Origin of the sequence: Bacillus mesophilus, from assembly GCF_011008845.1 — a bacterium.
GTDB lineage: Bacteria > Bacillota > Bacilli > Bacillales > SA4 > Bacillus_BS > Bacillus_BS mesophilus.
On the sequence record NZ_JAAIWM010000003.1, the window covers coordinates 211,800 to 232,735 of the forward strand.

The window sequence follows — 20,936 nt, forward strand, 5'->3', positions numbered from 1 at the left end:
GTAACAGGTTCGCTGTCCTTTTTCATGTAATAACAAGAATATAGGTAAATTATATGGTCTAAAGGTAGATGGGACAATAGGAACCGATTCCTATTGAAAGTGAGCATTAAAAAAAGCTTAAACACCCCTAAAAAGTGTTAAGCTTTAGACGATCAGCTTGAAGATATATAATATTACCCTTTTGCCATTATGTTTGTAAGGGATAAATGTGTTAGTTTCTATTGGCATTGGCACATTATTTCTGAACTATTTTATTTCTTTTAAGATCTAGGTTTCGTTTTATGATTTCTTCTTCTAACATTGCAATAAATTCATGGTCTAAAGCCAACTCGATGGCACTATAATACGCCTCAAGAAGCTCGGAATCTGATATCTTCAACTACATTTACCCCTTCTTTATTAATCTATTAACTGCTCAAGAAAATGATTAGAAAGCCTTTATAGAACACTTTCTTCTAATAAGGATATTGCCTGGGATAGGCAATACTGATAATACTCCTCTTTACCTTCAAGCCCTTTGTCTGTTATTACTTTTTGAATCCTGACAAAGTTATCTATGATATGCTGAGATTTCATACCTCGACTTGTTAACAGACTATTGAGCCATTTCGTATAGTCTAAAAAGACGAGATGATTGTTTAATGTATAAGCAAGATGTTAAGAATCGCGCCCCATTCTAGGATTCTATTGGTAATACAATGGTAAACATTGAGCCTTCACCAACATTGCTTTTAGTCTCGATAATACCGCCATGATTTTGGATGATCTTCAAGCACACAGACAAACCGATCCCAATACCTTTATCTTTCGTTGTATAAAAAGGCGTGAATATACGACGCTGTGTTTCGTGATCCATCCCTTTTCCATTATCATGAACCGAGATCTCAACCGTATCTTTTTGAAGCTTTGTTCTAATCTCAATGTTTCCAATTTGTTTATTAGAACTAGCTTGAATCGCATCCATTCCATTTTTAATCAAGTTTAAAAGAACTTGCTTAATCTGAAGCGGATCAATATCAATCACAGGTAAAATTTGCTCTTTTACATATTTTACAGAACAACCATTTCTGCCTGCTTCATTTCTAGTACTAGCAATGACATCCGAAATAATCTTTTGGACGTTTGCTTGCTTTTTCTCAGGTAAGGCAGGTACATGAGTGGATAGAAATTGATAAATTAAATTATTTGCATGATTGATTTCATCTAGCGCTATATTTGCATAATGAGCCTTACCCGTATCAACAAGATGCGGCTTAATTAGTTGGATAAACCCACCAATGCTAATTAATGGACGCTTTAGCTCACTCGCAATGCTAGAAGCAATCTTACCAAAATTAGCAAGATTATCATGCTGCATAACAACCTTTTCCATCTTCTTCAACGTAACCTCTAGCTGCTCCTGTTTTTCAAGCAGTATCAAATTCTCGTTTTCAAGCTGCGTTTGTTGTCTAACGATGATTTCTTGAATTTGTTGCAGGCTCTCCTGCTTTTCAATACAGTACAGATACAAACGTTCATCATTTTCCCATTGCGTGTATACGTCATAAAGAGCGAGCGTATTCTGCTTGGTCATCAAATTCAATTCAATTTTTGCCTTAGCAAATTCCGGTCTCATAAACCGCTCTAATTTTTTTCGGCTATCAGTATCAACAAGCTCTAGAAAATTGGTTACAGAGGGAAACTGACTGTAGGTTTCTTCTGATACCTGTAACACATTAAAATCTAGATCTATCACAAAAAGCGGAAAAGGAATATAGGTTATATTATGTTCAACTGTTTTCAAATAGTTGTTTACATAACTTGCTTTCAATCAGCAGCTGATTCAACTGATTAAGATCCTTCACGATCTGAACATTGTGAGGTAAATAATTTTCTATTTCAAACATAGATGTAATTCTCCCTCCAACTAATATTTCTGGTTCGTAAACCAATTGATTGATTTCATTAAGAAATTGTATTAGTTTTGGGAGATGATAAACGATCGATACTGAAATCCCAATCACCTCAGGTCTCCATCGATTCGCATAAATAATGGCATCCTTTACGGGAAGGTTCGCCCCTAGGAAGCGTGTATTCCATCCATGCTCCTTAAACAAAGACGACACCATCCTGATGCCTAATGAATGCTCTTCCTCTTCTATACAGAAAAACATTCCTTTGAAACTTAATTCAATTTGATTTTGTTTGGGCAACTCAGCAAGCTGTCTAGCTATTAATAAATGACAAACGTTAGAGGCAATATGTTCATCTGCCACTTTAATTTCATTTAATTCCCATAATTCACCGACGTATCTCATAGCCTCTGTTAAAATCTCTTTGTAGAAGTAAACGCGGTCCTTACCATTCATAGAGAAAGAAATAAAATTCCAAGCAGATTCATCATCACCTTGAAGCATGAAATCTACTAGCTGCCTAAGTTCTAATTCTCTCATGATGTATAATCACACCTTTATAAAAAATAAAGCTGTTTTCGCATGAATTGCTGGATAAAGACAATCAAACATTCGTCTTAACACATGTTTTTATTTATTAGTAAAGATGCGCTTTTGGGCACCAATGTTTGCGAAAAATTCTTAAATACAGGAAAAAAGCTCCTAAAGAACTACTTGTCTATAAAATAGAAAGAGCTCAATCTAGTAAGCTCCTTTTTAACCATACAGGAAACGCTAGCGTAGTTCAAGGGTAATGAGTAAGGCAAAATTATCCTGCTATACAAATAATCTACTGAACAAAAGGAGAAATTCCTTCTCGAGGGGATGCTTAATATAGGAACCACATACCTTGCCCGTTACATGTACGAAACTCATTATTATAACTATCACGTTAAAATAAATAAAAATACACAGCCTAACGTACAAGCTGTGTACCTCTAATTAGAAATTTATATAGTTTCTAGGATTAACCGAATTAGACTTACTTCCATTCCAGCCACCCTTATGAAGTTCAAAGTGTAAATGTGCTCCGAACGAACGACCTGTATTCCCCATAAAGCCAAGTCGTTGACCTTGTTGAACCGATTGTCCCGCTGATACTTCACGATTTTCTAAGTGAGCATAAACGGTTGTCCACATTTGACCTTTTACACTATGAGCAATAAATACAACGTTACCATAACTTGAAGAATAATAGGAGCTAATTACCGTTCCTGAAGCTGCAGCTACAACCGGTACACTGCTACCACGTTTCCCGATATCAACTCCAGCATGTAGACGTCCCCATCTCGCTCCATAGTTAGAGGTAATAGGACCAGCTGCTGGCACAATAAAACTACCTGATGCTGCGGCTGGTGGAGTTGAAGGCTTCTTTCCAGCTGCCTCATCTTCCTTCTTCTTTCGTGCTGCTTCTTCCTCAGCACGCTTAATACGCTCTAACTCCTTTTGAACAGCTGAAGCCTGTGCTGCAATAATTTGCGCTTCATTTTCAAGCTCATGAATCTCATGTTGTAGATCTTCCTGTTGCTTTTCAAGCTTTGCCATCATCTGTTGCTTACTCTTCTCTTGAGCCTTTTGCATCGATAGCATGCTTTCTAAATCAACAAGCTTTGTTTCTAGTTCCTCTAATGCAAGTGCAAGCTCCGATTGCTTTTGCTCTAACAATTGCTTGTCCTCTTGATGCTTAGTAAGAATTTCTTTATCTGCTCTAAAGATTGTCGTAACAGCTGTCATACGATCAATAAAATCACTAAAGTCTTGTGCTCCAAGTAAAACCTCAAGATATTGAACGGCCCCACCTGTCACTTGTAAGGAACGAACACGTTCTTTTAAGAGCTCATTACGCTCTTCAATACGCTCTTGTACAACCACTATTTCTTCAGTTAAAGCAGTAATTTCTTGCTTTACAGTTTCAATGTTTTCTTGTTGCTTACGAATGTTTTCACTTGTCTCAGCTTGTGCTTGATCAAGTTTCTTAATATCAGCATTTAACTGGTTAATTTCATTATCAAGTTCATTGAACTCATCCTCAACTACGGACTTTTCTGAATTGATCTCTGATTTTTTCTTATTTAACTCTTGCTTTTGCTCATTTAACTCTGACTTGGTATTTGCTGAAGCTTCTTCATAATGTAAAAGAGTACCTCCAACAATCGTGAAACAAAGCATGACTAGCACAACCAGTTTTCTCCTCAACGTCTCGTTCCTCCTCATCTCTCTATTGTTCTATTAAACTTTTAAGAATTTACGTACGGACAATAGGCTTCCCCAAACTCCGATAAATGCTCCGATTAGTAATAAAATTCCACTTAACTGAAACACAAACGGCGTAACCGGTAAAAGTTGAAAAAAGGTGTCTTCTAGCTTCGGATTAGCAGTCGTGAATAGATAATGATAGCTAGATACAGTAAGCACAATTGGAAGAATCGATCCAATTACTCCTAATAAAAGACCTTCGATAAAAAATGGCCAGCGGATAAAACCATTTGTCGCTCCAACTAGTTTCATAATCTCAATTTCTTTACGTCTAGCAATAATCGTAATTTTAATCGTATTTGAGATTAAGAACATAGCCGTAAATAGTAGACCGACGATAATACCGATTCCTATATTACGAGCAATTCCAATTCCTTGAAACAGCTTTTCAACGGTACCTTTACCGTATAGCACCTTGTCTGCCTGGTTGTAACGTTCAATTTGAGTCGCAACTTTGATGACATCTGTCGGTTCCTTGGTTGTAACAATAAACACATCATTTAAAGGGTTGTCCTGCTCAAAAAGTGTAAAAGATTCTCCTTCTTCCCCCATACTGTCAATCAGTTTTTGAAGCTGATCATCCTTTGATGAGAAGGTAACAGATTCGACCTCTGGTATTCGTTTTATATTAGCTTCTAATCCCGCTACGTCTGATTCAGTAGCCTCAAGTGCAATATGAACACTAATTTTCACATCTGATTCAATCGTCTTTGCAAATTGGTTTAAGTTCATCATAATCGCTAGAAAACTACCAACAAGTAATAGCGTAACGGTTACAGCACTGACTGAAGCAAAGGTCATCCAGCCATTTCTAAAAATATTTTTTACACCTTCACGAATATGCCGGGTAAACGTTCTAAGATTCATAGCCGTATTCACCCCTCAATTCATCACGTGCAATTCTACCATTTTCAATTGCGATAACGCGCTTTCTAACGGTATTTACGATTTCACGGTTATGTGTTGCCATCACAATCGTCGTTCCTCTATTATTAATTTCTTCAAAAATATTCATAATCTCCCATGACGTTTCGGGATCAAGATTACCTGTAGGCTCGTCCGCAATCATAACCTTTGGGTTATTTACAATCGATCGTGCAATCGATACACGCTGCTGCTCTCCACCGGAAAGCTCCTGCGGCAAGAACCGCGCCTTATGCTTAAGACGTACAAGATCTAGCACATCCATAACACGTCTTTTAATGTTTTTCGGTGTTTCTTCAATTACTTCAAGCGCAAATGCGACATTTTCATATACTGTTAATGTAGGTAGCAGTTTAAAGTCCTGAAAGACAACCCCTATATTTCGACGTAAATAGGGAACTCTGCTTTCCTTTAACTTCGCTAAATTAATATCATTGATTGTAATTGTGCCTTTTGACGGGCGTTCTTCACGATACATCATCTTAATAAATGTCGATTTTCCTGCACCACTTGGACCTACAACATAGACAAATTCACCTTGATCTATTTTAACGGTGATCCCATTAACAGCCAGAACACCATTTGGGTATGTTTTATAAACATCCTTTAATTCAATCATGTTAACTTTCACCCTGCTTCTCTAAGTTATAAAATTTATAATCAACGTATCTTTTAAGTAAAATTCGGTTACATAACTAATTTATTATAATATAGGCATCTACTAGTTTCGACAACAATCGCATATTTGACGAAAATTGCCAACAAGGCGACAGAACCAAACACACAATTTATTATAACATCATATAACGCCATTTTTTGACGTATTTTTATTACAATTTTGTTTCATGAGGAAATACTTGTAATAATGAGGGGAATTTATGGATATCTTGTCAGATGAGATTCGTCAATTTATTTAGGTGGAGAGGAAGGAGAGTTGAGTTGAAAGGTAAATGCGGTTTTGTTCATAAAATAGTAAAGGCCGTGCATTTATTTAAATTTTACAAGTAGATATTGGTCGAGAACGTGCATATAAATTTTATTTTGGTGCAGAAATGCCCGAGAGTCGTACATAATAGTTCATACATGAACAACGGGAGAGGTTTTAAGGCATAATAGCACTAAAACAAAAAAATAGTGCGCTTCAAAGCCGCACTATCCCCTTTATTTCATTGTAGCTAACCATGCAGCTACTGCTTCAGCATCAGACCCTTGTAAGACACCCTTTGGCATACTACCTTGACCATTCACAATGATACTTAGAATTTCTTCCTCTGAATACTTACTTCCAACCTTTTGAAGATTTGGTCCCATACTACCTTCTAAATTGCCACCATGACAATTTGCACAGCTTTGTCGATACAGTTTTTCACCATCAGATACTTCCGCAGTTCCACCAGTTGCTGTGTCATTATCAGCTGGCTCCTCCTGAGCTGTATCTCCGCCACCACCACAAGCAGATAATGTAAGTAACGCTCCAAACAGAACAACCATGATTTTACTTTTCATCTAAAATCCTCCTAGAATCATCATAAGATTATTTTAGCCTATAATATCCCAATTATGTACGTTTAAAGCCTTCACCTAAAACTTCTGACGCATTCATAACTACAACGAATGCAGAAGGGTCAATGCCTTTAACTAATTGTTTCAATTTCGTGAACTCCGTCTGATTAACTACACACATAAGCACAGGACGTTCTTGATCCGTATAACCACCAAAGGCTGATAAGCGAGTCACACCGCGATCAATCTTCGTTAAAATTCCCTGTCTCACATCAGCTTCTTTACTCGTGATAATAATGGCCATTTTCGAATAACCAATACCCATCTGCACAAAATCAATTGTCTTACTCGTAACAAAGAGAGCAATTAACGCGTAAAGTCCTCTCTCTAAATCAAAAACAATTGCAGCGGTTAAAACTACCATTCCATCAATCAGTGCTACACAGGTTCCAAGTGATAAACCCGTATATTTATTAATGATTTGAGCGGCTAAATCCACTCCACCAGTCGAGGCTTTCCCTCTAAAGACAATACCAAGACCAAGACCGACCCCAATCCCACCAAATAGAGCACCAAGAAGTGGATCCAGTGTAGCAGCTTCCATGTCTCTCGTCAGGAAGACAATAAACGGCAAGAAGATCGTTCCAACTAAACTCTTAAGACCAAAGGAACGTCCTAATAGCACAATCCCCGCAATAAACAACGGAACATTCAGAGCCATTTGAACAAATGCAGGTTCCCAACCCAATACCGCATCTGTAATCGTACTAATCCCACTGACCCCACCAGAAGCGATTCGATTAGGAAGTAAAAACAAATTAAACGCAAGTGCCACAATCGCAGAACCAACTAAAACATATATGTATTCAAGCAAAGTCTCAGTCTTGGGACTAAGAACAATCCCCTTTCGATTTCTCCCCATAATAACTACATAACCTCCCTCAAAAATTACAAACCACACATTAAACCTAAATACTTTACCACTTTAAAGCTATGGGGGCCTGGCCCCCATAGCTTTAAAGTGCCGAAGTGAGTATATCATGGTGTTTTTGTTTTGTGAATGGCACTCTGTTAGCGTGGTAAAGGGGTAAATCAGTGATGTATGAGTAGTTTGCTTCAAAGGTGGTAGGTATCATTCAAAGACACTACAATAAACATAAGAAAAGCTGCTAATCGGCAGCTTTTCTTATGTTTATAAGTTTGGTTAGTCGTTTTAGAAACTCGCTTTTAAGACATTTGCGTGGAATTCCGTATAATTGCGTGAGCCCACGTATTAATTGCGTGACTTCTAACATAATTGTTAGAGGTTGGATGGTTATTTGCGTGAGAATCAAATATGATTGCGTATTTAAACCCCACTGACTGACATCGACAACAACAACTCCAAAACGTAAAAAACCTCTTATCCTATCCCGATAAGAGGTCCATATCTGTTCTTATAATTTCGAACGTAAGTAAGCATCAATAAACGAATCTAAATCTCCATCCATAACACTTTGTGTATTACCAACTTCGAAGTTTGTACGATGATCTTTCACCATTGAATATGGATGGAATACGTAAGAACGTATTTGACTTCCCCACGCAATATCATTCTTTTCTCCACGAATTTCATCGAGCTGAGCTTGCTGCTCTTCGATTTTACGTTGGTAAAGTTTCGCCTGAAGCATCTTCATAGCTCGCTCACGGTTCTTGATCTGGGAACGTTCAGTTTGACAGGTTACGACAGTGTTTGTTGGAGTATGGGTAATACGAACTGCAGAATCTGTCGTATTAATATGCTGTCCACCTGCTCCACTTGCACGATAAGTGTCGATTTTTAAATCCTCGGTTCTTATATCGATATCAATTTCTTCGTTGAACTCAGGCATCACATCACAGGACACGAAAGAAGTGTGACGTCGACCTGATGAGTCAAACGGAGAGATTCGAACTAATCGGTGAACCCCTTTTTCAGCCTTTAAGTATCCATAAGCATTATGACCCTTAATCAGAAGTGTAACACTCTTAATTCCCGCCTCATCACCCGGCAGATAATCAAGTGTCTCTACTTTAAAACCTTTACGCTCGCCCCATCTTGTATACATGCGGAGAAGCATTGAACCCCAGTCCTGTGACTCTGTTCCACCAGCCCCAGGATGTAGCTCTAGAATCGCATTATTCTTATCATAAGGTTCACTTAATAATAGCTGAAGCTCAAAATCATTAAACTCTTTAGTTAGAGATTTTACCTCAGTAACCAACTCGTCCTTTAAGTCCTCATCATGCTCTTCTCTTAACAGCTCGTAAGTTAATACAAGGTTCTCATAGGACTCTTGAAGGTCATTAAATTGATTCACCAACTCTTTTAATCCGTTAGCCTCATTTATTACCGTTTGAGCCTCTTGTTGATTGTCCCAAAACGTTGGTTCAGCCATACGCTCATCCAGCTCTCTAATGCGAGCCTCATTTTCTTCTAAGTCAAAGAGACCCCCTAAAGTCTTCTAGACGTTTTTCCATCTTTTCTAATTCGTTTCTAATTTCCGCTAATTCCATATATGCCACCTCATGTATTCTTTTCGTTAGGTTGTGATACATTTAAAAAAACTTTCTCATTAAAAAGCCTATGTCTTACAAAAAGACATAAGCTTTTAGGTCATCTATTTATATGCTACTGACCGCAGCACTGCTTATATTTCTTACCACTTCCACAATAGCACGGATCGTTTCGGCCAATAGTAACGTCCTTCACAACTGGCTTCTTCTTCGGCTTTTCGCTACCTTCAGCGTTTGGAATTACCGCTTGACCTTTAGCTACTTCTTGACGCTCGAGGTTGTTGCGGATTTGTGCCTTCATGACATACTTCGCAACATCTTCTTCAATCGAAGCAATCATAGCTTCAAACATTGCAAAGCCTTCCATCTGATACTCACGAAGCGGATCAATTTGACCGTAAGCACGTAAATGAATACCTTGACGTAGCTGATCCATGGCATCAATATGATCCATCCACTTGCTATCTACAGCACGAAGAACAATAACCTTCTCGAACTCACGCATTTGCTCAGGCTCTAGCTGCGCTTCCTTCTCATCATACTTAGCCTTTACCTTACCAAAGATAAGCTCAGAAATCTCTTCTGCTTCTATGCCACGAAGTTCATTCTCAGAAAGCTCTCCTTCAGAAAGAAGATTTGCTTCAGTAAAGTCAACAATTGCCTTTACATTCCACTCTTCTGGTTCTTCATTACTTGGACAATGTGCCTGAACATTACGATCAATCGTTGATTTAATCATACCTTCAACCACTTCACGCAAGTCATCCGAAGCTAATACATCATAACGCTGGTTATAAATAACCTCACGTTGCTGACGTAACACATCATCATATTGTAAAAGTTGCTTACGTGAATCAAAGTTATTACCCTCAACACGCTTTTGCGCAGATTCAACGGCACGAGAAACAATTTTACTTTCAATTGGCTGAGAATCATCCATCCCCAATCGTTCCATCATCGTTCTCATATTATCAGAACCAAAACGGCGCATTAATTCATCTTCCATCGATAAGTAGAACTGCGTTAAACCTGGATCACCTTGACGACCAGAACGTCCACGAAGCTGATTATCAATACGTCTGCTCTCATGTCGCTCTGTACCAACAACTGCAAGTCCACCTAAATCTTTTACACCTTCGCCAAGCTTAATATCAGTACCACGACCAGCCATATTGGTTGCAATCGTTACTGCACCTCTTTGACCCGCTCCAGCAATAATTTCAGCTTCCCGTTCATGGTTTTTCGCATTCAAGACATTATGCTTGATTCCCTTTTTAGTCAAATATTTAGCAATCAATTCAGATGTTTCAACCGCAACTGTACCAATTAGAACAGGTTGTCCCTTGTGATGTAATTCAGCAATATGCTCAACAACTGCACGGAACTTTCCATCAATTGATTTGAAAATTAAATCTGGTCTGTCATCACGAGCAATCGGAAGGTTCGTAGGAATTGCCACAACATTCATGTTATAAATATTACGGAATTCCTCTTCCTCTGTCTTCGCTGTACCCGTCATACCAGAAAGCTTTTCATACATACGGAAGTAGTTCTGGAACGTAATCGTTGCAAGCGTCATACTTTCGTTTTGAATTTCAAGACCTTCCTTAGCCTCAATCGCTTGGTGAAGTCCATCACTATAACGACGCCCCTTCATTAGACGACCAGTAAACGAGTCAACAATTACTACCTCTTCATCTTGAACAACATAATCGGTATCACGGTGCATACTAGCATGTGCCTTCAAAGCTTGATTAATATGGTGCAGAACCGTCACATTGTTCAGATCAAATAAATTCTCAAGGTTAAAAGTCTTCTCAGCCTTTGTAATACCTTCTTCAGTTAGCTGAACAGCCTTTGTTTTAACGTCATAATTATAATCTTCTTCAGCCTTTAACGTACGAACAAACCCATTTGCTTGTAGATAAAAACCAGTAGATTTACGAGCAGATCCCGAGATAATTAACGGAGTACGTGCTTCATCAATTAAAATAGAGTCAACCTCATCGATTACTGCATAATTAAGCGGTCGTTGCACCATTTGCTCTTTGTAAAGAACCATGTTGTCACGTAAGTAGTCAAAACCTAGCTCATTATTTGTGCTATAGGTAATATCCTTTGCATACTCCTCGATCTTCTGTTCACGAGTTAAACCATTTAAGTTTAGCCCAACAGTTAAACCAAGAAACTCATAAAGCTTACCCATTTCAGTCGCATCACGAGTGGCCAAATATTCATTTACCGTTACAATATGTACACCTTTTCCAGAAAGCGCATTTAAATAAACAGGTAAAGTAGAAGTTAACGTTTTACCTTCCCCTGTCTTCATCTCTGCGATATTCCCCTCATGAAGTGCAACGGCACCCATAATCTGAACTGGGAAAGGACGCATTCCTAATACACGAACAGCCGCCTCACGGACAACAGCAAAAGCCTCTGGTAAAATAGCATCCAATGATTCACCAGCTTCAACTCTACCTTTAAACTCAGCCGTTTTTAAACGTAGCTCTTCATCTGAGATTCTTTGTAAATCAGGTCCTAATGCTTCCACCTGATCAACGATTTTTTGATATTTATTTAACTGACGTTGATTACCATCAAATACTTTCTTTAACATTCCAAGCATTGAAAAACGCTCCTCTTTTCTTGTTTTCCCCATAAAGGTAAAATGCTACTTTTTATTATATATGTATCCAACTTTAATATTACCATTAACTGAGAACTGATGCCAATCATTACAGGAAAAGTAATGGTGTATAAAAATATATGAAGAAAAAAAGACGCAGCCGAAAATGCGACTGCGTCATATCAAGTTTAGCTAGGTTCGATAATTCCATATTTTCCGTCTTTACGCTTATAGACCACATTTGTATTATTCGTAGATGAACTAGTGTAAACAAAGAAGCTATGTCCAAGCATATTCATTTGTAGAATTGCTTCTTCACTATCCATTGGCTTCAAATTAAAACGCTTTGTACGAACAACCTCATCCTCGTCTACCTCATCTAAGTAAGTTCCTTTTGGTTCCACTCCATTGGTAAACATAAACTTAGGAGATCCTTGATCTCTCAGCTTTTTATTTACTCGTGTTTTATGCTTTCGAATTTGACGCTCTAGCTTATCAAGCACTAAATCAATCGCTGCATACAAATCATCATGCTGTTCCTCTGCTCGCAATGTTAATTGTGTCATCGGAACGGTAACCTCAACTTTTTGCTTGTTATTGTAAACCTTTAGATTCACGTTGACATTAGCGTTAAGTCCATCTTCAAAGTAACGATCAAGCTTCCCTACCTTTTGTTCAACAAACTCACGTAATGCTGGAGTTACCTCAATGTTTTCACCACGAATGTTAAACTTCATATCTGAAACTCCTCCTTTATACAAGCTATACATACTTATTCTACACTACCCTAGACAAGTCCTTCCTAAACATTAATAAAATGTTTGAATTTTTTGTGAATTATGTTTATGTTCCAAAAAGTAGGTTCATGACTAAGAAAAGAAGATTAGAAAAAATTTATTGGGAGATAATGGTGAGAGGCACAAAAAGCGGATGCTCCACACCAAATGTTTTTTCGAGGGGCCGGAAGCTGGAGCTACTTAAATAAGAAAAACCCACCTCCTGGTCGAGGTGAGTTCTCTCTGTTGCTTTAATTTTCGTGCTTATATGATAAGCGATGAAAAAACAATCGTTTTAAGGCGAGTGTATAATTTCTAGAAATTAAAGCTTAGTCACGTTAGACGCTTGTGGTCCGCGGTTTCCTTCAACGATTTCGAATTCTACAGATTGACCTTCTTCAAGAGTCTTGAATCCGTCAGTTTGGATTGCTGAGAAATGTACGAATACATCGTCTCCGTCTTCGCGCTCGATGAAACCGAAACCTTTTTCTGCGTTAAACCATTTAACTTTACCTTGCATTGATACAACATTCCCTTCAAAATCATGTACTGTGAACAACGTCCACAATTCGAATATACCGAATGGGCCCAGTTAAGTCAAATTTAACTTTTCGAGGTTTTATTTGGTATTTCGACAGAGCTGAAAAGATTGAAAAACCCTGTAGAATGGTGTCTACAGGGTGGGTGAAGTGGTTATTTTTTTTTGTCGAAAAAGGTGCCGTCAAGAGAGACATTCTTATACGGATTTGTATATTTTTCGTTGGAAGACTTTTGTTTTTTGAGCTTGTTTATGTCAGCCTGAATAGTAGACTTCAAGTGAACCATTTTTTCGTCAATGACTCTATTCATCTCAATAATCTCTTGTCCCATTAGTTTTTCTTCATCTGAAAAAGGGTCTTTAAGTTGGTCAAGCAATTCTTGCCGCTTGATTAACAATAAATCTACTTCCGGAATCACCACATCACGTTCTTCATTAGTTCCTTCAACCTTTAGAAGTTCATATAATCTAGTAGTTAGATCATAAATTTCTTGCACCTGACTCATTAAACCCGACCAGCTTCGGTAAACTGCTTCTGGCGATTCATTTGAATAACCTGCTTCCAAGTATCTCGGAATTCAGTGATAAAACCTTCTACTTCTTCTAAAATCGTAATGTCATTTTTGATATTCGCATCAATTAAACGACGATTAATATAGTCATAAAGAGGAAGAAGCTGTTCTGATATCGCTTGATCCATGTTCAAGGTAACCATTAGTTCTTGAACAATTTTTTGAGCTTTTAACATGTTAGTATTTTTCATTTCGATATTTTGATCTTCTATCCCTTTTTTAGCGAGATGAATGAACTTTAAACATCCATTATATAACATTAACGTAAGCTCTCCAGGAGAAGCTGTGTTAACTGAGTTTTGTTGGTATGATTGATAAGGATTCGTTAGTGCCATGTTTCACACTCCTTAGAATTTTAATTACATGCCTCCGTTAAATGCGTTCATAAGGAACATCGATTGTTCATTGGAACGTTGGATGGCTTTTTCCATTGCGGTAAATTGTCTCCAGTAGCGGTCTTCAGTTCTTGTAAGTTTATCTTCAAACCTATTAATTCTGCTATCAATATTTAACAAATTCTTTCCTATTGTAAATTTACTATTTGTCGATAAAGAGGAACCTGCACGTTCAGTAATCTTATCCATGAAATTCTTCGTACTATTATACAATCTATTTACGATACCTAATTCACCGTTTGTACTACCAGAACTAGTAAATAACTTTTCAACAGAAGAAGGGTTTTCTTCAATTGCCTTTTTTAACTTAGCTTCATCAAGATAAAGCTTTCCTCCCTCTAAGTAATTAGGAGAGGTTGTTAGTCCTATAGTTGCTAACTGGTTAAAATTAGAATCTACTTCTGAGTTAGTTACAGGTAAATAAAAATCTGTTCTCATCTGGCTTAACACACCGCTAAGTAAAGAATCTCTTCTTAGCAGACCACTTTTAGCTTTTTCTTCCCATTGTTCTTGTTGTTTATCAGACAAACTTTCACGTTGTTCATCAGTTAGTGGTAAATATTCACGATAAAACGTTTCGGAAGTCTTCTCCTGTATTTTAGTTATGATTTCATTGTATTTATCCACAAATGACTTAATATTATCAAAGACTCCGTTTGTATCGTTCTTGATACTAATAGATACAGGGGGTTCTGTCATAGCCAACTTATTCTTAAGTGTGAAAGTAACACCTGACATCTCAAAGATATTTGTTGTCCGTTCTGTCTGAAGTCCATTGATGGTAAAATTAGCATTATCACCGCCTGTTTCAGTAGCACCCGAAAACCGTAATACATCATCAATGAATCCAGCTGACGTTAAAATTTCATGATTTAATGGATCATTTAATGTTGCATTGGTTGTTCCATCCGCACCCCGGTAATTACCAGTCTCGTTTCTAGTAAAAGTTACTTGATCAGAAAAAGAATCATAAAATGCTGTTAATCCTAGATTTGAATTGTTAATTTTACCAAGAGTACTAGTTAATGATTCGGAACCTTGTATAAGAAAATTTTCATTAATTTGTCCCTTTGAAGTAAATGTAGACATATCAAATGAAAAGTAATTCTGGGCATAGGTAACTGAGACATCGAGTGATGTTTGTCCAGTTGGTATTGTAATTTCATTTGTAAATGTTAATTTTCCGCTTTTATAATCAATACTACCCACAATATTGTTTGCACTATCAATTATGTTAGTTCCGGAAGTAGAATAACTATCTACACCGACCTTAATTTGTAAGGGGCTTCCTTCAAAGATTGAACTTTTACTCAACTGGATTTCTTTAAAAGCACTAGTCATGCTATAGGTGTCTATTTTTTGATTTGTTGCAAAATCAACCTTAACGGAACTCCCCTTTCTAATGGGATCCTTAAATGAAAGTGTTCCATCCTCTTTAACCCAAACCTCATCACTATTAGCTGGTGTAGTACCAACCACCTTATATGACTTTCCATCTACTTTAACTATAGTGTTGTTAATATCCACGACTTTAGTTCCTGCTGTCGTATTTAATTCTAAATTGAACTCAGTACGATCAGCTTCTGCTACCATCGTTTTACTTTCTACACTTCCAGCTTTCCAATTAAAAGTAGAGTTTACTAATTTAGATTGTTCACTATATAAATCCTTATTTGTATCAATTTTGTTAGTAGAACTGGAGGAAATTGATCCATTATTTACTTTTGTTGCGGCAGAAGCAAGTCTTCTTATTTCAGTTATAGAGTAGGATGATTCAGTAGCAAGACTTGTTGCAGATGCAGTTACCTTATTATCGTCAGTACTATTAACTGAACGAACCCGATATTTAGAGGATAACTTCATATTAAAAGTTTCATTTCTTAGAGAAAGAAGTAATGAGTTCATTTCACGATAACCGTCACGTTGCCATTCTAGCCTTTGTTTTTGCTGTTTTAACTTATTAAGTGGAATTCTTTCTGCTTTCATTAGATCCCTAACTATTGACTCTGTATCCATACCACTTGCAAGTCCACTGATTCTCATTATTAGTCACCTCACCTATTTATAACTATATTTTTTTATCTACAACCAATCCTAGGAACTCTGTCATTGCAGCATAAACATCTAAAAGCTTTTTTGAAGGAATCTCACGGATAACCTCCTGTGAGGCTTCGTCAATTACACTTACATAGTATTCCTTTAACTCTTCATGTAGTTGGAATTTAACAGAAGTGCGATTAGGTTGTAATAAAAATTGATTCATTTGCTTAACTACTTCTTCTATCTCTTCTTTTGAAATTTTAGATTCATTCAATTCACGATCTTTATTTACTACTTTATCATTTTCTATAACCAACTTATCAGACGTCTTAATATTTAAATTTTTGCTATCAAGATTTAGCCTCGGGCTATTAGAAGAAAGATGATCAATCGCCATATGGATTTCCTCACTTATCACATTCTTAGTATTCTTATAGTTATTATCGTCATCTTTTTTTTATTTTTTAGTAAAAACCATATTTTCCACAAAAAAAAGACTCTCAAATTGAGAGCTTTATTTTGTATCTCTAAAAAATTCATCATCCAAATATATTCCACTTTTTAACATTTGATTTATTAAGCAAGTATTCATTATATTGATACTCAACATCGATCCCAAAAATATTATACAATGATATGTTTAGCTCAGCAGAATTACAAAATTCTCTTATCTCATTTAAAGTAATTGAGTTGTCAATAACTTGCAAACTTTTAGGACTTTTTAATCTCACATAATCCAAATAATCTGGATCAGGTATACTTATATAGACTTGTCCATCCTCTTTAAGATGTTTTGAAATATTGTTAAAAAGAAGTTGGTACTTGTCTCTAGGAATATGTTCTATAACATCACATAAAGTGATAATGTCAAACTTCTTATTTAGTTGAGTCATTGTAATGTCGCCAACTATGAATTCTACGTTATTAACTGTCTCCTGTGCATATTTAATTAACTCTGGTGATAAGTCTACCCCTATTACTTCTTTCACTCCAAGAGACTTTATGAATTCTGAAGTAATCCCAATCCCACATCCTAAGTCTAATACAGTATGTTCTTCCTTTATAATATCACTGAGCCTTTTCTTCAATCTTATGTGCCTTGGATTTTCTCTTTCTCTATCTGTTTTTAGATATGAAAGAAAGTTATTGTAAAATTTCTCTACAGTCTCTTCTGAAGGTTGATTATTAGTTTCATCCGAAATTTCATCCGAAATATCTAAAGATTGATCTATAACAAAATCCTTAAAGGAACTTAATAAAGAATGTAGTTTATCTATTTGTGACGCAAGAGAGTAGTTCTTATCTATAAAGTCCCTGTACTCTACAGGGGAATATTCTGTACTGTTTACTTTGTTTACAACTTCTTCAATTGTATCCCATACATATCCATTGAATTGCTGTTTTGCCCCAACATAGTTATGAATAAGTGGTTTTATTCCTCTTGCCATTGCCTCCATGACACCTACCGGATGACCTTCAAGTACACTAGTCGACAAGATATAGTGTTTATCGTTTAACCATTCATTTATATTATCTACCCATCCATATAGATGAATAGCATTCTCAAGTTTTAGTTCACTAATCATTTGCTTAAAATATAATTCATATCTTGGGTCTTGAAATGCCCCCGCAACATGAAGTTTATATCTGTTATCTGAATCATGTATTGCTTTAAACGTGTGTAATAATAGCATTGGTCCCTTTTTATAATTGATATATCCTACATAGGCAATATTATAACCCTTTTCTCTTTCCACAAATTTATATCTGTCTAAATTAATACCATTTGGAATTACTTCTATTTCTAAATCAGGTGGTAATATATTATGTTTGAGTACATAATCTTTTATATGATTTGATACGAAAATAAGGTTATCAACATTTTCCCAGTTAACCGAACTCACATTATTTGTAAATGCTTCATAACTATGAAGTCGACATATAATTTTTTTCTTATTGTTTTTAATCTTTTTACTAGCATGAATTAATAGTTCATCACACCAATCAAACCAACAAATTTCGGCCCACTCCATACCCTTATCAATATCTTCTATATGAGTTACAATTATCTTTTTAGTTTGATAATCAATTGAAAGATTATTGATAATTTCATCAATAAATTGATCCAGTCCCTTTTTAACAAAAAATGCAAGCCTTTTTCTCTCCCTTTTCAAAGGCGAAATCTTATTCTTCAAATCATTGAGGACGGCTTCTGCTTCTAAAGTCTCTTCTTGAGTTACTGAAAAATCTAAAGCATTTTTATAATATTCGTATGCTAATTCATTTTGTTTTCCTTCCTTGTAAATATACCCAAGGTTATAATTTAAGTTATAATGCATTGGGGCAAAAGTAAGCCCCTTTTTGAATAATTGAGTAGCAATATCTAAATTCCCCTTAATTAACTCTATTACACCTTTCATACTATAAAAATCTGGATCATTAACTAAAATTGCTCTTAAATCTTCTAATAGCTCATCTGCATCAAGCGTTTTCCCAATATTAATTAACCCTTCAATATCTTTTTTTATTTTACTAATCCGCTCATCTTGATTAAGCATTTTGGTTCACTCCAATTAAATTATGTTCTCTTATGCAAATATTGTCTCCTCTAACTTTTGAACTTCTAATTCTAAAAAGTCTGAGTAAAATGGACAAGCCAAAACTGCCTCTTTGTACAACTTTAAAACAGGGTTTATATTTTTATTATTTATTAGCTCTTGAATGATAGTGTATATCATGAAAAGTTTTAACTCTGAATCATCCAGGGTATTATACGTTAATTTTATAATCTCAGGTTTAAAAATTGTTTTCGTATAGTTAACCCCAGCTTCGATATATTGGCTATAAAGTGCAAAATAGTTATCGCTGTCTGCCTTTTTATTTACTTCTAGTAAAAAGGCCGCTGCCAGAGATAAAAACACTCTATTTCCATGTAAATCATTCACACGTAAGGTTTTCTTTGTTAAATACTCCAGTATAGTTTTATATAATTCATGATTCTCATTTATTACATACTTTGCGATCTCTTTTATTTTTAAACTCTGTGCCTTTTTAAGTAAGTTAAAAAATCTGTCCATGTCTAACTCAATAAGATAGCTAAAAATGTCCCAATAAATCGGGAAATTAATGATCTCATCTAAATTACGTTCGAAATCTTTTACATATTCTTTTTTATTGTTGGAATCAGAAATCCTAAAAAAATTATAGCGGCCATATAACGACTCGTTACTACTGAATATTTTATAGATTTTATTTTGAGTAACCTTATCCTTTTTCATAACTTCTTGTTCTATTAGTTTAATCATATTGTGGAGTTCTTCATTATTATATAATGACAGTAACTCAACTATAGATTTATAATTTTCCGATATCATATAATATCTTGCCAATAATCTGTCTTTTGTTAAAGCGTCATTAATCATTAATATATACTTTTTACTAATATCTTCATTACGGTTTAACAAGTAATTAGAATAATCTCTTAATAATAAATCTCTTGATTCTAAAGTGATTCTAAACAGCTCAATACTTCCATTTTGCAAAATCGTTGTTTCACTCAAATGTTCAAAAAGAAAGAGGTACTTATCTACTTCTTCTTGAAGTCCATCATGCATACCAATTTTCAACTTAGAAACTGCAGAAACAAAATATAGGTCTATAAAATCATCAATAAACGAACAACCTTCATTCGATATTTCAATTGCTTCATAGAACTTTGACAATTGTAGACAGATGTTTACATATGTTAAATAAACATACCCAAATGACTTTTTTTGTTCATTAGTCCTTAAGAGTTTATATGCTTTCACAATTTCCTTATAACCATTTTCAAATTCATTATGCATACTATAAGACTGTGCCAATTGATACCTATAGTATATATTATTAGGTTCTCTTTCCAACTCATTCTCAAGCATAGTTTTAGTTCTATTGAATTTCCTATCCATTAACTGTTTATCTTGTGAATTATAGCCATAATGGTTTAATATAAGATATTTATTGGTATAGATAGGGGATTGGTAGGCCGGTTGATTATGAACAGAACCTGAAAATTTGAAGTCCTTTGTACGACGATAAAACCTCATATGGGGTATTTGTGAAAATTCTTTTTTATCATTTGTAGTAAAATTTCTTAGTAACAGCTGAATCGTATTATAATTCTGTAATATATCATCAGCTTCTAACATTTTTAATAAATTATCTTCATTATCTAATTCCTCATCTGCATCTAAGATGAAAATCCAATCTCCTTTAGCATAAGATATGGATATATTTCTCATTTCCGAAAATGAGTTGTTCCATTCATGAAAAAAAACTTTTTCTGTATATTCTTTTGCAATTTCGACAGTATTGTCTGTAGACCCCGTATCAATAATAATTAGTTCTACATTATTTTTTATAATTAAATTTTGTATACTGGTCAGACATCTTCTTAAATTATCTTCCTCATTTTTGACCATCATACAAATACTTAGTCTAATGTTACTCATTATCAATGATACCTCTCCAATGTAGCAATATAGGTGAAAGCTCTTGGCTAAGAACATCTTGAAGTAGATAAAACTCATTGTTCTCTAAAATTTCAACTAGACGGTTTAATATGTAGAAAAGTTCTCCATTATTTTGCTCAGGATCGAAATGTTCAACACCTTTTATTAAAATATCTAAGTCTTCAATTAAAAAAATAAACCTTTCTTTTATTTCTACCTCCTGTTCGGAAGTATAATTATTAAGTTGCTCAATTCTACTTACTATATTATCAATTAATTGTATTATTGTTTCTTTTAACTCTTTATGATTCATCTAATTTCTCCTTTTTTAAACTTTATCTTATTATATG

The 20,936-nt window shown here is 35.4% G+C and carries 19 protein-coding genes; all 19 read right to left on the reverse strand.

All coding sequences use genetic code 11. From position 1 onward, the window contains the following. Nucleotides 1-235: 235 nt before the first annotated feature. Nucleotides 236-379 carry a sporulation histidine kinase inhibitor Sda gene (sda, locus tag G4D63_RS11015; RefSeq protein WP_163179694.1) on the reverse strand — a complete coding sequence of 48 codons (144 nt, stop codon included), beginning with the start codon at nucleotides 377-379 and terminating at the stop codon, nucleotides 236-238. Nucleotides 380-676: 297 nt separating this feature from the next. Then, the gene (locus G4D63_RS11020) at nucleotides 677-1,783 is read right to left on the reverse strand and encodes a two-component system sensor histidine kinase NtrB (RefSeq protein WP_163179695.1); all 1,107 of its coding nucleotides are present in this window, start codon (nucleotides 1,781-1,783) and stop codon (nucleotides 677-679) included. Next, nucleotides 1,770-2,432, reverse strand: coding sequence for a cobalamin B12-binding domain-containing protein (locus tag G4D63_RS11025; RefSeq protein WP_163179696.1), 663 nt, complete (start codon nucleotides 2,430-2,432; stop codon nucleotides 1,770-1,772). The genes G4D63_RS11020 and G4D63_RS11025 overlap by 14 nt, the downstream gene beginning before the upstream one ends. A 441-nt stretch (nucleotides 2,433-2,873) precedes the next feature. Then, entirely contained in the window at nucleotides 2,874-4,127 is a 1,254-nt protein-coding gene (locus G4D63_RS11030) for a murein hydrolase activator EnvC family protein (protein WP_163179697.1), read from the reverse strand. A 33-nt stretch (nucleotides 4,128-4,160) separates the two neighbouring features. After that, nucleotides 4,161-5,054, reverse strand: coding sequence for a permease-like cell division protein FtsX (gene ftsX / locus G4D63_RS11035; RefSeq protein WP_163179698.1), 894 nt, complete (start codon nucleotides 5,052-5,054; stop codon nucleotides 4,161-4,163). Next, nucleotides 5,044-5,730: a cell division ATP-binding protein FtsE gene (ftsE, locus tag G4D63_RS11040; protein ID WP_163179699.1), complete on the reverse strand. Its 687-nt coding sequence runs from the start codon at nucleotides 5,728-5,730 to the stop codon at nucleotides 5,044-5,046. Before ftsE ends, ftsX begins: the two co-directional genes overlap by 11 nt. 542 nt (nucleotides 5,731-6,272) lie before the next feature. Next, entirely contained in the window at nucleotides 6,273-6,617 is a 345-nt protein-coding gene (gene cccB / locus G4D63_RS11045) for a cytochrome c551 (RefSeq protein WP_163179700.1), read from the reverse strand. 52 nt (nucleotides 6,618-6,669) lie between these two features. Continuing rightward, nucleotides 6,670-7,536 (reverse strand): YitT family protein, encoded by an 867-nt coding sequence (locus tag G4D63_RS11050; RefSeq protein ID WP_163179701.1) that lies wholly within the window; start codon nucleotides 7,534-7,536, stop codon nucleotides 6,670-6,672. 514 nt (nucleotides 7,537-8,050) lie between these two features. Continuing rightward, a protein-coding gene (gene prfB / locus G4D63_RS11055) for a peptide chain release factor 2 (protein ID WP_239585943.1) occupies nucleotides 8,051-9,149 on the reverse strand; the annotation gives its coding sequence in 2 pieces (ribosomal slippage) (nucleotides 8,051-9,085 and nucleotides 9,087-9,149; 1,098 coding nt in all). Between the two features lie 115 nt (nucleotides 9,150-9,264). Next, nucleotides 9,265-11,775: a preprotein translocase subunit SecA gene (gene secA, locus G4D63_RS11060; protein ID WP_163179703.1), complete on the reverse strand. Its 2,511-nt coding sequence runs from the start codon at nucleotides 11,773-11,775 to the stop codon at nucleotides 9,265-9,267. A 188-nt stretch (nucleotides 11,776-11,963) separates the two neighbouring features. Beyond that, the gene (gene hpf / locus G4D63_RS11065; protein ID WP_163179704.1) at nucleotides 11,964-12,512 is read right to left on the reverse strand and encodes a ribosome hibernation-promoting factor, HPF/YfiA family; all 549 of its coding nucleotides are present in this window, start codon (nucleotides 12,510-12,512) and stop codon (nucleotides 11,964-11,966) included. A gap of 361 nt (nucleotides 12,513-12,873) precedes the next feature. After that, on the reverse strand, nucleotides 12,874-13,071 hold the full coding sequence (gene cspD / locus G4D63_RS11070; protein WP_149218746.1) for a cold-shock protein CspD: 198 nt from the start codon (nucleotides 13,069-13,071) through the stop codon (nucleotides 12,874-12,876). 173 nt (nucleotides 13,072-13,244) lie between these two features. Then, nucleotides 13,245-13,595 carry a flagellar protein FliT gene (gene fliT / locus G4D63_RS11075; RefSeq protein WP_163179705.1) on the reverse strand — a complete coding sequence of 117 codons (351 nt, stop codon included), beginning with the start codon at nucleotides 13,593-13,595 and terminating at the stop codon, nucleotides 13,245-13,247. After that, nucleotides 13,595-13,996 (reverse strand): flagellar export chaperone FliS, encoded by a 402-nt coding sequence (gene fliS / locus G4D63_RS11080; RefSeq protein ID WP_163179706.1) that lies wholly within the window; start codon nucleotides 13,994-13,996, stop codon nucleotides 13,595-13,597. Before fliS ends, fliT begins: the two co-directional genes overlap by 1 nt. Before the next feature lie 24 nt (nucleotides 13,997-14,020). Beyond that, complete coding sequence (fliD, locus tag G4D63_RS11085; protein WP_163179707.1) at nucleotides 14,021-16,099, reverse strand: flagellar filament capping protein FliD; 2,079 nt, start codon at nucleotides 16,097-16,099, stop codon at nucleotides 14,021-14,023. A gap of 25 nt (nucleotides 16,100-16,124) precedes the next feature. After that, nucleotides 16,125-16,493 (reverse strand): flagellar protein FlaG, encoded by a 369-nt coding sequence (flaG, locus tag G4D63_RS11090; RefSeq protein ID WP_163179708.1) that lies wholly within the window; start codon nucleotides 16,491-16,493, stop codon nucleotides 16,125-16,127. Between the two features lie 142 nt (nucleotides 16,494-16,635). Next, nucleotides 16,636-18,654, reverse strand: coding sequence for a methyltransferase domain-containing protein (locus G4D63_RS11095; protein ID WP_163179709.1), 2,019 nt, complete (start codon nucleotides 18,652-18,654; stop codon nucleotides 16,636-16,638). Nucleotides 18,655-18,684: 30 nt separating this feature from the next. Continuing rightward, nucleotides 18,685-20,586 (reverse strand): glycosyltransferase family 2 protein, encoded by a 1,902-nt coding sequence (locus G4D63_RS11100; RefSeq protein WP_163179710.1) that lies wholly within the window; start codon nucleotides 20,584-20,586, stop codon nucleotides 18,685-18,687. Then, nucleotides 20,579-20,899, reverse strand: a complete 321-nt coding sequence (locus tag G4D63_RS11105) for a hypothetical protein (RefSeq protein ID WP_163179711.1) — start codon at nucleotides 20,897-20,899, stop codon at nucleotides 20,579-20,581. The genes G4D63_RS11100 and G4D63_RS11105 overlap by 8 nt, the downstream gene beginning before the upstream one ends. Nucleotides 20,900-20,936: the final 37 nt, after the last annotated feature.